Origin of the sequence: Limnohabitans sp. Hippo4 (genome assembly GCF_003063605.1) — a bacterium.
GTDB lineage: Bacteria > Pseudomonadota > Gammaproteobacteria > Burkholderiales > Burkholderiaceae_C > Limnohabitans_A.
In genome coordinates this window covers 701,378-717,246 of record NZ_NESE01000002.1, presented here as the reverse complement: position 1 = coordinate 717,246, position 15,869 = coordinate 701,378, and the positions used below count along the sequence as shown (strand labels likewise).

Sequence of the window (15,869 nt, the reverse complement as noted above, 5' to 3'; positions counted from 1 at the left end):
TTGCATCATGACATGAATTTTATTGCATCATATTTTTTTGTCAATATGCATTTTAATGCATTTAATTAGTAATTACCCTATATCGCAAGGGAAATCAGGATTCATCGGCTGACAATCCCAAATATTGGCAAACTGAAGCGTGCAAAATTGAATAAGCTTGCTCTTCGCTTTTTGCACTGGTATGCACAGACAGATCAGCTTTGGAGTAAAAGGCTGCGCGCCCCTCCAAGATACGCTTGAGATCCGCCATTGCTTCTTGACTTGCGGCAATTGGGCGCGTGTCGCCTTGCGCGGCTACCCGGCTCATATGGTCAATTGGATCCGCCTGAATCCAAATTGTCGTGCATTGCGACAAAAGTAAGTTGAAATTGGAAGAGTCGGATACCAATCCCCCAGGTGTAGCGATGACTGTCTGCGGCTGATTTTGAATAACCTCGGCAAGCACACGCCGCTCGTATCGTCGGTAAGCATTGGCACCATAAAGATCATGGATTTCACTGATTTGGCAACCCGCAAACTTTTCAATTTCGCGACTCAGTTCAATGAAAGTGAAACCCAAATCATCGGCCAAACGTTGGCCCAGCGTGGTTTTGCCGGCACCTCGCAAACCAATCAAGGCAATGCGTGTACGGCGAGCGGTGGCGTCGCCACTCTCACCAAACATATCGCTCAGCTGCAAGCGCGCACGACGCAAATCAGGCTCTGTGCGTTTGCTCAGTAGCTCACGAATCAACAGCCATTCGGGCGAACTGGTGCTGATGTCACCCAACAGCTCTGCCAATGAACATTTTAAGGCTTGCGAAAGCTGATGAAGCAACAGCACTGAAACATTACCCGAACCAGACTCCAAATTGGCAAGGTGTCTTTCAGAAACCTCTGCAACTAAGGCTACTGCTCTTCGGGTCATGCCTTTGCGCAAGCGCAATGTTCTAGCTCGCTCACCTAATGCCAGCAAAAATGAGTTGCGATGCAGTTCAGAATGGGGTGTGTAAATGTGATCTTGATCTCTTAACAACATGTCTATATTTTCCAAATTTTAGGGTAAACCCTTATAAAATATCTACACAAAACATGCACTTTAATGCATACTACATGAAATGCACAATAGTTCATATCAAAATTTTTGAAATACCGAAAATAAGAGATAGAGAGACAAAAATGACCCCAAACGCAAGCGCTCCCAACACAGAATTTAATTTTGCACAACACATCGTCGCTATCAATTCAGCGCGAGCAGACAAGACAGCACTGATTGACGACTTTGGATCAATCAGCTACGGCCAAATGGCAGACCAAATTCGATGCTTTGCAGGCGGCCTTCAGGCTATGGGCCTTAAACGTGAAGAGCGTTTGCTTTTGCTGATGCAAGACAGCATCGACTGGGTTGTGGCTTTTCTGGGCTCACTTTATGCAGGGGTGGTACCCGTCGCAGTCAACACCTTACTAACTGCTGAAGACTACGCCTTTATGCTGAGCAACAGCCGCGCACAAGCAGCATTGGTGTCAGGCGCTTTGTTACCAACCTTGCAAGATGCAATGCATTTGCAACAAAACGAAGTGCGGCAGGTGGTGGTCTCTCGCCCCACCTCCAGTTTGACAAACTACCAAGTCGACATGGCTGACTTTGTAGCCCAGAATAAGCCCGTATTGCCTGCATCGACTTTGGCCGATGAGCCTGCGTTTTGGCTCTATTCATCTGGCTCAACCGGCAAACCCAAAGGAACGGTGCACAGCCAAGGCAACCTTTACTGGACCGCAGAGTTGTATGGCAAAGGGGTACTGAATTTACAAGAGACTGATACGGTGTTCTCTGCTGCCAAATTGTTTTTTGCCTATGGATTGGGCAACGGTCTTACTTTCCCATTGAGTGTTGGCGCCAGTGTGGTGCTGATGGCCGAACGTCCTACCCCACAGGCCACATTCAAGCGCTTGGTGAGTCACCAACCAACCGTGTTTTACGGCGCGCCAACAGGATATGGCGGAATGCTGGCAAGCCCAGAGTTGCCTTCAAAAGACGCGGTGAATTTGCGTCTGTGTTCCTCGGCTGGTGAAGCACTACCACGTGAAATCGGTGAGCGTTGGACAAGTCATTTCGGCTGCGAGATCATTGATGGCATCGGTTCAACCGAAATGCTGCATGTGTTTCTGTCCAATCGACCTGGCGATGTCCGTTACGGCACTACAGGCAAAGCAGTACCTGGTTATGAAGTACAACTTCGCAATGAAGATGGCAGCGTCGTGACCGGTCACAACGAGATTGGAGATCTTTACATCAAAGGTCCTAGCAGTGCATTGATGTACTGGAACAACCGCGAAAAGTCTCGCGACACTTTCCAAGGCGTATGGACCAAAAGTGGCGACAAATACAGCCGTGATGTGGATGGCTACTACACTTACGCTGGACGCAACGATGACATGCTGAAGGTCAGCGGCATCTATGTCTCGCCTTTCGAAGTGGAAGCCACATTGGTACAGCATCCTGCAATTTTGGAGGTCGCAGTTATCGGAAAAGAAGATACAGACGGACTCACAAAAACAAAAGCTTTTATTGTGCTGAAAGAAGGACAAAACCTAAATGAAGTAGAGGTGAAAGCATTTGTGAAAGAGCGCCTTGCGCCCTACAAATACCCACGCTTTATCGAATTTGTAGCAGAGTTACCCAAGACTGCGACAGGAAAGATTCAGCGATTTCGACTGCGAGATCAGGAGCAACAAGGCACCTGAAGATCAAGTCAGATCACATTTCCCAAATCGGGAGAGACTCTGCGCATTCTTGCAGAGCGCCGAAGGAGCAACCACCCCGGAAACTCTCAGGCAAAAGGACCGATTTGGATAGACACATTTGTGTCAAATACTCTGAAGAGTGATTGAGATTCGTCATCTCGGTCCACCGCAGGAGCAAACTGAACTTTAACGTTCGGTGAATCTCTCAGGTTTCAAACAGAGGGGGTCATGCAGCACACATTCGGTGTGCCGTGTGTCAACCTGTTTGAGACGGTTAAACAAGGGAGAGTCTCCATGAAAAAGCACATGGTTGTTATTGGCGGTGGTATCACGGGCGTCACATCTGCGTATACCTTGATTCAGCAAGGTTTTGATGTCACCCTCATCGAAAAAAATCGATATCCAGGCATGGAAACATCCTATGCCAATGGGGGGCAACTCTCAGCTTCAAACGCTGAAGTTTGGACGCACCCCTCCACCATCATCAAGGGCCTCAAGTGGATGCTCAAAAGCGACGCGCCTCTGCTCATGAATCCTACGCCCACATGGCACAAGCTAAGTTGGATGGCCGAATTCATGACCGCCATGACAAAGTACAAGGACAACACCATTGCCACAGCCAAGCTCGCCATTGAATCTCGTGAGCACCACTTCGCATGGGCCAAGGCCGAAGGCATTGAGTTCGATCACAAACGCGAAGGCATTCTGCATTTTTACCGAGATAAGAAAGGCTTTGACCACGCCGGACAAGTTTCTAAGTTGCTTGCGCAGGGGGGCCTGCCCCGTCGCGCAGTGACCCCTGAGGAGATCAAGGTCATCGAGCCCACGCTGCAAGGCAATTACTACGGTGGTTACTTCACCGAAAGTGATTCGACAGGAGACATTCACAAATTCACCTATGGTCTGGCCAAAGCATGCGAGCGTCTAGGCGTGAAAATCCTCAACGAACATGAGGTACTGAGTGTGGCTGCAAATGGTCAAAGTGCATTTGTACAAGTTAAACACGCTGGAGAGACCGACTCACTGACTTTTGATGGCATCGTCATCTGTGCAGGTGTGCATGGCCGCAGACTGGCTGCGCAATTGGGTGATCGACTGAACATTTACCCAGTCAAGGGTTACTCGATCACGGTGAATTTGCCAGATGGCGCCAGTCAGGCTGCAGCACCTCAGGTCAGTCTTCTCGATGACGAGACCAAATTGGTCACCAGCCGTTTAGGCGTTGACCGTTTCCGCGTGGCAGGTACCGCAGAGTTCAACGGCATCAATTTGGACATCCGTGCAGACCGCATTCAACCCTTAATTCAATGGGTCAACCAGTGCTTCCCTGGAATCGATACTCGCAAGGTCATTCCCTGGGCAGGGTTGCGTCCCATGATGCCTAACATGCTGCCTCGCGTGGGCGTAGGCAAAAAAGCCAATGTGTTTTACAACACAGGACATGGCCACCTTGGTTGGACACTGAGCGCAATCACAGCACATCAACTTGCAGGTCATGTCATGGCTTGGTCACAAGAGCAAAGCGGGATTTCAGAACTGGCCCTCGCTCATCAGGAATGATTTTCAAATTTCAAATTCATCCATTTTTAAATAATTTATCCGCAAAGCAGTAAAAAAGGCCGAATGGCCAAGCGGCGCCACATTAAGGAAACAACCATGTCCATGATCAGTTACCAAGTCGAAGCCTTTGGCCGACCACTTGCGCAAGTTATTCGAGATATACCCAACCCGCTTGGCAGCGAGGTGGTCATCAAGGTCGGAAGTTGTGGCGTTTGCCACAGCGATGTGCACTTGCACGATGGTTACTTTGACCTCGGCAATGACATCAAGCTCGACATGACGCGTACCGTCAAACCACCTCGGACTCTTGGTCACGAAATAGCTGGTACGGTCGTGGCTGTGGGACCTGAGGTCAAGGGCGTTAAAGTTGGCGACAAACGCGTGGTTTTTCCATGGATTGGCTGCGGCACTTGTGCTCTTTGCGAAACAGGTAATGAGCATCTGTGCAACAGTCCACAAGCTTTGGGCATTCACCGCGATGGTGGGTTTGCTTCACACACTGTCGTTCCGCACGAGCGATACTTGCTTGATTACGGCAATCTGCCAGAAGAACAAGCTTGCACCTATGCTTGTTCCGGCTTAACCGCCTACAGTGCTCTCAAAAAAGTTGCGCCTCTCGGCCCGAAAGATCCATTGCTCATCATAGGTGCAGGCGGTGTGGGATTGTCAGGCATTCGACTGGCACGGCAAATGTTTGAAACGCCGCCCATTGTGCTTGAACTGGACAAGAGCAAGTGGGATATTGCCCGTGAGGCAGGAGCAGGCGAGATCATTGACCCCAATGCAGAAGGTGCACTCAAATCTCTGATGAAGGCAACTGGCGGCGTAGCCGCAGCGATTGACTTTGTGGGTGCAGCAGCCACTTTCAATTTCGGCTTTCAAGCTTTGCGCAAAGCAGGTAAATTGGTTTGCGTCGGTTTGTTTGGAGGATCATCACCTATCGTGCCTGCGATGGTGTCAATGAAAGCTGTGAGCGTCACGGGTTCGTATGTGGGCAGTCTGCAGGAAATGCAGGAACTGATGGTCATCGCAAAAACGGGTGTACTACCCGACCTACCCCTAGGAACACAATCGTTGGACACCGCCACACAGGCTTTAGAGGACTTGCGCGCTGGTCGCATTCGCGGTCGCACCATCCTTAAATAATTCGACTAGCTTAAGACAAACTTCGGAGAGTAGACATGGAACAACCTGATTGGAACACCCTGAGTCCCGCACGCATGTGGCGTGATTGGATTGCCAAAAGTGAAGCACAGTGGAGTGAAGCCGTTTCACAAATGCTTAAAAATGAGCACACTGGCGAAGCCATGAATCGGCAGTTGAACGAAATGCAACTTCTTCATCGGCAATTTTCTGAACTTGCGCAGGCCTCGTTGGCCACAGCAAATCTGCCATCGCGAAATGATTTTGAAGCGCTAGACGAGCGCATGGGTCGACTTGAAGATGGGCTGGCACAAGTGGCTGCAGAACTTTCTCGGCTTGTCCAAGCGCTAGCGGTGTCTGGGGGCAATGCCAATGCAGATCAAATAGTAAATACATCTCGTCCCACGCGCAATCGCAAGCCAGCCAGTGATTTGATCCAAACAAGGGGTTGAGAGTGAAAACTAATTCGACCCGCCCAGCCGTTCTACCTAGCTTGCCTAATCCTGTGCAACGTACTCTAGAGCGGATAGGTTTGCCGGGTACTGATTTTGCCGACCTGACAGGTCCTTTGGGAGCTACGCCCAAGAACACCATCCACGCTCAGGGCACACTCAAGCTTCACCATTTCAAACCGTTGACCGACAACGTTTACCGAGTGCCTGTGCTGATCGTCACCTCCTTGGTCAATCAGCCTTACATTTTGGATTTAGTGCCCGGTCAAAGCATGGTCGAATTCTTGCTAATGCAAGGCTATGACGTTTACATGATCGAATGGGGACGTCCGCGCAAAGCCCATCAACACTTGACACTTGAAGATCATGTACTCGACAGATTACCAGCTTGTGTCAAACAAGTCTTGCAACACAGTGGTGAAAAAGAACTGTCCATCATCGGCTATTGTGTTGGAGGTTTGCTAGCTGTACTTTGGGCTGCGTTGAGTGCCAGCGCCAATGGCAGCAAAGCCTCACCGCTTAAAAATCTGGTTTGCATGGCCACTCCGGTCAACAGCGACGGCCTCGAATCGCTCAAGGCCTGGATGGGCGAAGACTTTGACGAGGAAGCCCTGCTGGCCGAACACGGCAACGTACCGGCCGAGTGGGTGCAAAACGCTCTTCGCGCACTTCGTCCTTTTGGAAAAGTTGCAGGTGCAATGAACCTGCTGAACAACGCAGACAAGCAAGAAGTGATTCGCAGTAATCTTCGAATGGGCAAATGGGAAAGTGACAACATTCCCTTTCCAGGTGGTGTCTTCCGTCAAATGGTCAATGACTTCCTGCGCGGCAATCGATTGATGGAAGGCCAATGGCAAATTGGCGGACAAACAGTGAAATTGGAAGACATCCGCATACCTTTCCTCCATTTGCTTGCTCAGGATGATCACATCACGCCCTATGCCTCCTCTCGTGACCTAGTTCTCAAGGTGGGCAGTCCCGACCGTCAAGAACTGATTCTCAAAGGCGGTCATGTCGGATTGGTCGCCGGTCGCGGTGCTGAATTGCGCATGTGGCCAGCGCTTGATAGTTGGCTTGCGCCCCGCTCGGTTTAAAAAAATCTTCTCACAACTTAAGGAAAATAAATGCGTTGCTACTGTGTACTTCACCACGGACAGGCTCTAGAAATGGTAGAAAAACCCATGCCTGAGCCTCAAGGCACCGAAGTCCTGCTCAAGGTTCGCGCGGCTGGTGTTTGCCACACCGATCTACACCTTTGGGAAGGTCATTACGACCTAGGTGGTGGGAAAAAATTAACCTTGGCGGAACGTGGCATCAAACCACCTCTGACATTGAGTCACGAAATTGTCGGTGAAGTGGTCTCTGCCGGGCCTGATGCTCACAGCGCGGGAGGTGTCAAAACAGGAAACGTTGCGCTGTTACACCCTTGGATTGGTTGTGGGGAATGTCCCGCGTGTCAGCGTGGCGAGGAAAATATTTGCATCAAACCGCAAGCTCTGGGTGTTGTCAGACCAGGCGGCTTTGCAGAATATGTGATCGTTCCGCATCCACGCTACTTGGTTGACATTGAAGGACTCGAACCAGCCCAAGCAGCGCCCTTGGCTTGTGCTGGCGTCACCACCTACAGTGCGTTGAAGAAATTGGGTGATCGAATCCATACAGACCCTGTCGTCATCATCGGTGCGGGTGGTTTGGGCTTGATGGCCATTGAAGTGTTGAAAGCATTGGGTGGGAAAGGTGCCATTGTGGTGGACCTCGACCCTATCAAGCGTAAGGCTGCACTCAATGCTGGTGCATTGGAAGTGGTGGACGCGCGTGCAACTGACGCAGCACAACAGATACAGCAAGCAACTGGTGGTGGCGCCAGAGCGGTTCTCGACCTGGTCGGTGCGACACCCACCGTTGGATTGGCCATTGCCTCAGCAGCACGTGGCGGTCACATTGTGATTTGCGGCTTAATGGGTGGCGATCTCTCTTTGGCCTTGCCTATCATTCCAATGCGACCACTGACCCTTCAAGGCAGCTATGTCGGCACACTGAAAGAATTGGAAGAGTTGGTGAGTTTGGTGAAGCAATCAGGAATGAAAGCCATCCCTGTCAATACCCGGCCACTCTCTGAAGCCAATACCGCACTGCAGGATCTGCACCACGGCAAAGTAGTCGGCCGCACTGTACTGATCCCATGAAGCTTTTCCGATTCCAGACCTGCATCGTCCATGTTCGGACCTGTTGCTGAATTTTTCTGAACCACACAGACAGTCAATTTAAGGAATTTTGATGAACTACCCCCAATTAAGCTTGTACATTGATGGCGAATTCCTTCACGGCAATGGACGAAAGGAACAGGAGATCCTCAATCCTGCCACTCACCAAGTGATTGGTCAGCTGCCGCACGCCAGCACAGAAGACTTAGACCGTGCACTTGCTGCTGCAGACCTTGCATTTCAAAGCTGGAAGAAAACCTCACCCCTTGAACGCAGCAAAATCTTGCGCAAAGCGGGTGAACTGATGCGTGAACGCGCGGCCGATATCGGCCGCGGCATCACCATGGATCAGGGTAAGCCCCTGCACGAAAGTACTGGTGAGGTCATGGCTTGCGGCGAACACGCCGAGTGGCACGCTGAAGAATGTCGTCGCATTTACGGTCGTGTGATACCCGCACGCAACACAGCAGTGAGACAGACTGTGCTACGAGAGCCTGTGGGCGTCGTGGCGGCATTCTCGCCTTGGAACTTCCCTTTCAGTCAGGCTGTGCGAAAGGTATCTGCAGCTCTTGGTGCAGGTTGCTCAATCATTCTCAAAGGCCCTGAAGACGCACCCAGCGCCGTCGTAGCACTTGCCAAAATTTTTCACGACGCTGGCCTGCCTAAGGGGGTTTTGAATATCGTTTGGGGCGTTCCATCTGAAGTTTCAGATCATTTGCTGAACAGCCCTGTTGTTCGAAAAATCACTTTCACTGGTTCAACACCTGTTGGCAGAATGTTGGCGGCTAAAGCTGCTGGACAAATGAAGCGCAGCACCATGGAACTTGGTGGTCATGCACCTGTGATCGTCTGCAATGATGCAGACCTTGAACAGGCACTGAATAACCTTGCGCCCTTCAAGTTCCGCAATGCGGGTCAAGTTTGCATCTCCCCAACTCGCTTCTATATTCAAAACGGTGTTTATGACCGTTTTGTAACTGGCTTCTTGGAAAAGGCTCAATCACTCAAAGTTGGTGATGGTCTGAAAGAGGGAACTCAAATGGGGCCTCTGGCCCAGCATCGCCGAGTTTCTGCCGTCCAATCTTTGGTAGAAGATGCGCGCGAGCGTGGTGCTAATGTCCTATTGGGTGGTGCACCTATGCCAGGTGCAGGTAACTTCTATGCTCCCACTGTATTGTCAGATCTCTCTGACGATTCACGCCTCATGCGTGAAGAACCATTTGGACCCGTTGCCAGCATGATCCGATTTGATGGCATCGACGAGGTCTTGAAGCGCGCCAACAGCTTGCCTTTTGGACTGGCCTCCTATGTATTCACGCAGTCCAGCCGTAATGCACATGTTTTAAGCACAGGCTTAGCTGCAGGCATGGTTTCGATCAACCATCTAGGCTTGGCACTGGCAGAGACACCATTTGGTGGCATCAATGACAGTGGTATGGGAAGTGAAGGTGGCAGTGAAACATTTGACGGTTACTTGAATACCAAATTCGTCACACACCTTAATTGATGCCTGAGTGCAACTTTCTTATTTTTGAATACGTAACCAGGTGCTGAATCACAATGGCTTTTGTTAAACGACAGGATGCAAGCATCTACTGGAACTCAATGGGAAAAGGTGAACCGGTGGTGCTCATCATGGGCCTTGGTTGCAGCTCAGCCATGTGGTTTCGAATTGCGCCTCAGTTGGCCCGAAACCACCGCGTGATCCTGTTAGATAACCGTGGTAGCGGACAAACTCGCACGCGAACAGCACTGGTTCATCGAATAACGGCCATGGCTTCTGATGTTGCAGCTGTGCTCGACGCTGCGGGTGAAAGTTCAGCACATGTGATCGGATTTTCCATGGGCGGAATGATTGCCCAGCAATTTGCAGTTGATAACCCCCATCGTTTGAGAACACTTTCCCTGTTAGGGACTCAGCCTGGCTTCCCATGGGCTATTCAAGCAGCCAGCCCCGTACTGCGATTGCTGCTTGAAAAAGCGAAAATGTCACCTGAAGACAGTTTGCGACAAATGAGGCCGCATACCTACAGCCGACATACCGCCGACTCGCTGTTTGAAGAGGATGCGCTGGTTCGACTCGCAAACACACCAACACCCCGCGACTATCAAGCGCAACTCTATGGCCTGTTTTATTGGTCGGTCTATTCTCAACTGCCTAACATCCAAGTACCTACGCTTGTCATGCATGGTGTAGATGATGAACTGATTCCCATCGAGAACGGACAACTGATTGCTGCCCGAATTCCTGGTGCTCACCTTGTAGAACTTGAAAATACAAGTCACTGGCTTATGACCGATGCAAACGCTGTGTGTCTCAATACCCTGCAGCAGCATTTGAAATCCACAACACAATGAACCCCAACCCAACTACACCTTCTCTCGGTAGCCTTAACGGCTTGCGCGTGATCGATCTGTCTAGAGTACTAGGTGGCCCTTATTGCGGCCAAATTTTGGCAGACCACGGTGCCGACGTCATCAAAATTGAACCGCCCCAGGGCGACGAGACCCGTACCTGGGGCCCACCATTTGAAAAGGGTGTGGCCTCCTACTACATGGGCCTTAACCGCAATAAGCGCGGTGTGCGAATGGACTTGACCCAGCCAACAGAACGCGAGCAACTTCTCAAGATGTTGGCCAATGCCGATGTTCTCCTTGAAAACTTTAAAACAGGTACTCTCGAAAAATGGGGCATTGGATACGAAACTCTCAAAGTTCAATTTCCTCGTCTGATTCACTGCCGTGTGAGTGGCTATGGCGCCGATGGACCTCTTGGCGGCCTGCCCGGATACGACGCTGCAATTCAAGCACTCAGCGGCATCATGAGTGTGAATGGCGAGGTGGGCGGTGAACCCTTGCGAGTAGGTTTACCCGTCGTAGACATGGTGACAGGATTGAATGCTGCATTGGGCGTGCTCATGGCATTGCAAGAGCGGCAACACAGCGGTAAAGGTCAATTTGTAGAAGCTTCTCTTTACGATTGCGGCCTCTCTTTGCTCCATCCCCATGCCGCCAACTGGTTTGGTGACGGTAGGCGGCCTGGACGAACTGGCAATGCCCATCCCAACATTTACCCCTATGACGCTTTTCCAACAGCCAGTGTTCCAATTTTTCTCGCAGTTGGCAATGATCGTCAATTTCAGCAATTGTGCATGACCTTAGGTCAGGCCTCACTTGCCCATGATGAAGCCTATTCCAGTGCGGGCGGGCGATCGGTCAATCGCGCCTCACTTAGAGAAAAACTGGTCGCTTTGCTGGCGTCATTAGAGGGGGTTGCATTGGTAGAACAACTGAGCGCCATGGGTGTACCTTGTGCACCCATTTTGGATGTAACAGAGGCTCTGAACCATCCCCATACAAAACATCGCGAAATGACCGTGTCTATGCCCAATGGTTATCGTGGCATTGCATCACCTATCAAACTCAGCCGGACACCAGCAACTTACCGGATGCCACCTCCGGCTGAAAGCTAATGTCCTCCATCAATGACTAAAACCATAGGAGAAAACAAATTAAATTATTTAATTTTTCAATTCACCACAAATCATGTCAATGGACACGGAACCTAACATTCATTGCCGCGTCCTCTGGACTGCATCTAACCCTTTAAACATAAAAAATCAATTATGAAAATTCATCAATTACTCAAAGGATTCATGGTCCTTGCAGGTGCTTTAAGCATTAACCTCGTCCATGCCCAAAACTATCCCTCAGCCAAGACCATCAGTCTGATCGTTCCTTATCCAGCTGGCGGTCCCTCTGACTTTTTTGCACGCAAGGTTCAACCTGATGCTGCTGCCAAACTGGGTCAAACCATGATCATCGAAAACGTTGGCGGCGCTGGCGGTGCCATTGGCATGGGCAAAGTGATCAATGCTCCTGCCGATGGTTACACGCTTAGCTTGGGCAGCCCAATGGAGTTGGTTCTGGCGCCGATGGCGATTCAAGGCGTAAAGTACAAGTCGGAAGACTTTAAATTGGTCGCGCAGTTTGCAACAACCAACACAGTTTTAGCTGTCCGTAATACGCTGAATGTAAAAACAGTCGACGAGTTACTGGCCTTGGCTCGTAAGAACACCGAAAAACCACTGAGCTATGGCAGTGTTGGCCCTGGGTCTCTTTACCACTTGATCGGTGAAAAATTTTCCCAATTGACCAAGGTTCAAATGTTGCATGTTCCCTACAAAGGCATCGCTCCACTTCTGAGCGATCTCATGGGCGGACAAATCGATATGGCTTTTCTTCCTTTAGCGGGCTCTATCCCTGCTACGCTTGCTGATGGCAAAATTCAGGGCTTGGCTGTGACCTCCAAAACTCCGCACCAGCTTTTCAAACAGTATCCTGCCATGGCCGCCATGAAAGGCCTAGAAAGCATGGACTTTGACATCTGGGCAGGCGTGCAAGTTCACAAGAACACCCCAGAGAACGTGGTAAACGCTTTAAACAAAGCCTTTTATGCTTCAGCTGAAGCACCCGAAACTCGGAAAGCGCTTGAATCCAGCGGCAACGTTGTGCTTCCTCCTCGCACTCCCGCTGAACTTTCACGAATCTACCAAAACGAGATTGAGCGTTACCGCGCAATAGCCAAGTCGATCAACCTGCAACCACAATGAAATTCAAAGCAAACTTAGATAAGTTTGAAATGAAATTTATTCTATAAACTCACAAGGGTCTTCATGACCCTTGTGATGCTCCCTAAATCTTGTGGGCAAACTCGAACATAATTTACTTTTTTAAAGTGAATCGCCACAAATTCGAGATCTTCATGTATTACGAACCAGGCAAAACACCTCACGGTCTTCCGCATGATCCATTTAAATCTTGTGTAATTCCACGACCAATTGGTTGGATTTCAACTGTTGATGCAAAGGGTCGGGACAATTTGGCACCCTACAGTCAATTTCAAAATGTCACATTTGATCCACCCATTGTGATGTTCAGTGCCAATCAAAACACACACGGATCTCGCAAGGACTCCGTGAACAATGCAGAACAAACTGGCGAGTTCGTCTGGAACATGGCCACTTACGATTTGCGCGAAGCAGTCAATCAATCTGCACAAGAGCTGCCTCATGGCGAAGATGAGTTTGAAGTTGCCGGCCTTGAAAAACTCTCTTCTTCATTGGTCAAGCCAAAACGTGTCAAAGGCTCACCGATTCAGTTTGAATGCACTTACCTGAATACTGTTCGTTTTCCTGGCACCCCTCCAATGGGATCTGTGGATGTAGTATTCGGTCGAGTTGTAGCCATTCACATTGATGATGCCATCATCACACCAGAAGGGTTGATTGATGTATTGAAGATCAAACCTCTGGCACGTATGGGCTATTACGATTACACCTATGTGGACAACAAATTTCAGATGGTGATTCCTGGAAACAGCAAGGCACTATTAGCGGGACTTGAGGGGTCAGCCGATAAAGTTCAAAGTTCAATTGGCGGGTCGAAATAATCAGATTTGAATTTCTAGAAATGAGAACATTTGCCAGCGTCCAGATTCTAGACACCCCTTACCCGTCAAGATCACACCAATCGTCCATATTCTGGACACCCTACAACCGTCCAGAGTTATCCAAGCGTCCAGACTCTGGACACCCCCTACCCGTCCAGACCAATTCAAGCGTCCAGAGCTGGACACTTAAGAAAAAACACGCAAAATACCCAATTACACAGTTAATTGCACATCAATTATTTATTGCTTGTAACCCGCTTAAAACAAGCATACTTTCAAGAAACTGTTTTCTGTTAATCCGTAGGTCCCTGGTTCGAGCCCAGGTCGAGGAGCCAAAATAAGAAACCCCTTCAGCAGAAATGCCGAAGGGGTTTTTTCTTTGAGTGCTACATTTCTATCCAATATTTAACGAGCCAAGGCGGTGAGGGCCTCTCGCCCCAGGTCTGGATGATCCGTAAAAAAGCCATCCATTCCGACCTCCACAAAGGCCCTCAATTGTGCTGCCATGTCACCTTTTGCCGCCGGGCTGGAACCGAGGGCTAGTTCAGAAGGAAGAAATTGATTCTCAGCTCTAAACGTCCAGCCATGAACTAACAAACTACGGGCATGGGCTTCATTGATCAACTCTGTGGGTGGTAGCAAACGTCGACCATCAGTGGGCACAATCAGCTGAGTGTGAGCACCGATGCCATCCGCATAACCCTTGATGAAGTCCAAGCCCGGAGCAAGGGCCAAGTCTTGATATCCACGAGAATCCCCCGAGAGTTGAAAGTCGTAAGGTTTTCCATTGGCACTCAGTAGTTGTATCAGTTGTAGCTTCGTTCGACTGCGAAGATACTGAAGATTACTCACTTCAAAAGACTGAATGAAAATGGGTGCAACTCGGCTATTGCCATAAGCCGCATGCAATTGCGTTAACAGCAAATCCTCCATGCGAGGCAGGCCTTTGGCATCAGTGAAACTTTTAAAGTAGCTTGGATGCTTTGTTTCAGGATAAATGCCAATGGTGCGACTTAATTCTAGACTGCGCCGCTTCGCCAATTCAATGACCTCAGCCAATGTCGGTATGGGATATCGATCGTTGAAGGCATTGTTGGTCTGCCGAAAATCACGCAAGCGTTCCTGCGCGCGGATGTCTGCTCTAAGTTCTGCGGCTGTGAAGTCTTCTGCGAACCATCCGGCAATGGGTTTACCATCCAGATGTTTGATCACCAGTCGGTCTGCATATTTTTCAAGCTGCCACACATTGGTACTTGTATCGGTACGATGCAGAACAGGTTTTCCATCAGCGCTTCGTTTAATGGTCAGCCCGTCGGGCTCTAAATGCACTCTAGCAAGCAGGGGCTCGTGCCTTGCGTGAAGTACGCCATCTTGGCTGAGTACCAAATCAGGTTCGATGAAATCAGCACCTTGTTCAATCCCAAGCGCATAGGCTGCCAAGGTGTGTTCAGGAAGGTACCCAGAAGCACCCCTGTGTGCAATCAGCAAAGGCAGACGACCATTCAAAGTCTTGTTAACAACACGCTGAGCGTGTGCCACGTTGAAGCAAACCACTGCTGGCAAAACAGGCAAGAACGTACGACGATTCAACATTTCACGCGCCTTAAAAACTTCAATGATTGAGTTTCAAACAAGCCTTATCAGGAATTGTTTAATTGCAACTGCACCAATGAATCTAGCCACGCCAAGGCAGGCGTATTTTGAATGGGCTCGCCATGGTTATAACCATACGTCATGAGCACGACGGGGCATCCTGCCGCATCAGCTGCTTGCGCATCGTTACTGGAATCGCCGATCATCAGGGTCCGTGCTGGCAGGCTCTGTAAAGCCTCACAGGTTTTTAATAATGGCAAGGGGTCTGGTTTTTTACGCTCAAAACTGTCGCCACCAAATACTTTTGAAAAGTAAGGCGCCAGTCCTTTGTCCTTAATGAGCGGCAACGTAAATGAAATGGGTTTGTTGGTCAGACAGGCCATGGGCAAGCCCAAGGTTTGGATTTGCTCTAAACCTTCCATGACGCCAGGAAAAACATTGGAGAACTCTCCATTGATGCTGAGGTAATGGTGTTCATAGCGCTCCCACACGGGGCTGAACAGCTGATCAAGCTCTGGCGCATTGCCCGCCACTCCTGGCAAAGCCAATTGGTGTTTCAGCACGGTACGAATCAGGTGCTCTGAGCCTTTGCCAATGCTTCGTTCAATGAGCGCACGGTTGGCGGTAGGCACTTGCAGGTCTGCAAGTGCACGGTTCAAGGCAACTTCAAAATCGCCGATGGTGTCGACCAGGGTGCCATCCAAGTCAATCATCACAGCTTGTAAATTTAAATTTTTCATG

Annotated in this window: 14 protein-coding genes and 2 riboswitches; of the genes, 11 read left to right on the top strand and 3 right to left on the bottom strand. The window is 49.8% G+C overall.

Annotated elements, in window-relative coordinates; all coding sequences use genetic code 11:
- Positions 1-94 precede the first annotated feature (94 nt).
- Positions 95-1,018, bottom strand: a complete 924-nt coding sequence (locus B9Z46_RS08805; protein ID WP_108255649.1) for a helix-turn-helix transcriptional regulator — start codon at positions 1,016-1,018, stop codon at positions 95-97.
- Between the two features lie 140 nt (positions 1,019-1,158).
- Between B9Z46_RS08805 and B9Z46_RS08800 the strand changes: the two genes are divergently transcribed.
- From B9Z46_RS08800 to B9Z46_RS08745, 11 genes are all read left to right on the top strand, one after another.
- Positions 1,159-2,724, top strand: coding sequence for a benzoate-CoA ligase family protein (locus B9Z46_RS08800; RefSeq protein ID WP_108255647.1), 1,566 nt, complete (start codon positions 1,159-1,161; stop codon positions 2,722-2,724).
- A gap of 18 nt (positions 2,725-2,742) precedes the next feature.
- A riboswitch (glycine riboswitch) is annotated at positions 2,743-2,836 on the top strand.
- Between the two features lie 10 nt (positions 2,837-2,846).
- A riboswitch (glycine riboswitch) is annotated at positions 2,847-2,954 on the top strand.
- 64 nt (positions 2,955-3,018) lie between these two features.
- Entirely contained in the window at positions 3,019-4,284 is a 1,266-nt protein-coding gene (locus B9Z46_RS08790; RefSeq protein WP_108255645.1) for a D-amino acid dehydrogenase, read from the top strand.
- Between the two features lie 96 nt (positions 4,285-4,380).
- Complete coding sequence (locus B9Z46_RS08785; RefSeq protein ID WP_158268419.1) at positions 4,381-5,430, top strand: alcohol dehydrogenase; 1,050 nt, start codon at positions 4,381-4,383, stop codon at positions 5,428-5,430.
- Positions 5,431-5,465: 35 nt separating this feature from the next.
- On the top strand, positions 5,466-5,879 hold the full coding sequence (locus B9Z46_RS08780) for a hypothetical protein (protein ID WP_108255641.1): 414 nt from the start codon (positions 5,466-5,468) through the stop codon (positions 5,877-5,879).
- A 53-nt stretch (positions 5,880-5,932) separates the two neighbouring features.
- The gene (locus B9Z46_RS08775) at positions 5,933-6,973 is read left to right on the top strand and encodes an alpha/beta fold hydrolase (protein ID WP_158268418.1); all 1,041 of its coding nucleotides are present in this window, start codon (positions 5,933-5,935) and stop codon (positions 6,971-6,973) included.
- A 30-nt stretch (positions 6,974-7,003) separates the two neighbouring features.
- On the top strand, positions 7,004-8,065 hold the full coding sequence (locus tag B9Z46_RS08770; RefSeq protein WP_108255637.1) for an alcohol dehydrogenase: 1,062 nt from the start codon (positions 7,004-7,006) through the stop codon (positions 8,063-8,065).
- Positions 8,066-8,156: 91 nt separating this feature from the next.
- Positions 8,157-9,590 (top strand): NAD-dependent succinate-semialdehyde dehydrogenase, encoded by a 1,434-nt coding sequence (locus tag B9Z46_RS08765; protein ID WP_108255635.1) that lies wholly within the window; start codon positions 8,157-8,159, stop codon positions 9,588-9,590.
- 53 nt (positions 9,591-9,643) lie between these two features.
- Positions 9,644-10,441 (top strand): alpha/beta fold hydrolase, encoded by a 798-nt coding sequence (locus B9Z46_RS08760; RefSeq protein ID WP_108255633.1) that lies wholly within the window; start codon positions 9,644-9,646, stop codon positions 10,439-10,441.
- Positions 10,438-11,556, top strand: a complete 1,119-nt coding sequence (locus B9Z46_RS08755; protein WP_108255631.1) for a CaiB/BaiF CoA-transferase family protein — start codon at positions 10,438-10,440, stop codon at positions 11,554-11,556. The genes B9Z46_RS08760 and B9Z46_RS08755 overlap by 4 nt, the downstream gene beginning before the upstream one ends.
- Before the next feature lie 153 nt (positions 11,557-11,709).
- A complete protein-coding gene (locus B9Z46_RS08750; protein WP_233245954.1) occupies positions 11,710-12,696 on the top strand; it encodes a tripartite tricarboxylate transporter substrate binding protein in 987 nt (328 codons plus the stop codon).
- Between the two features lie 152 nt (positions 12,697-12,848).
- Positions 12,849-13,535: a flavin reductase family protein gene (locus B9Z46_RS08745; RefSeq protein ID WP_108255629.1), complete on the top strand. Its 687-nt coding sequence runs from the start codon at positions 12,849-12,851 to the stop codon at positions 13,533-13,535.
- 405 nt (positions 13,536-13,940) lie between these two features.
- Here B9Z46_RS08745 and B9Z46_RS08740 read toward each other — a convergent pair whose 3' ends face one another.
- Together B9Z46_RS08740 and gph are read right to left on the bottom strand one after the other, a co-directional pair.
- Positions 13,941-15,128, bottom strand: coding sequence for a glycerophosphodiester phosphodiesterase family protein (locus B9Z46_RS08740; RefSeq protein WP_108255627.1), 1,188 nt, complete (start codon positions 15,126-15,128; stop codon positions 13,941-13,943).
- A 47-nt stretch (positions 15,129-15,175) separates the two neighbouring features.
- Positions 15,176-15,868, bottom strand: coding sequence for a phosphoglycolate phosphatase (gph, locus tag B9Z46_RS08735; RefSeq protein ID WP_108255625.1), 693 nt, complete (start codon positions 15,866-15,868; stop codon positions 15,176-15,178).
- Between the last annotated feature and the right edge of the window lies 1 nt (position 15,869).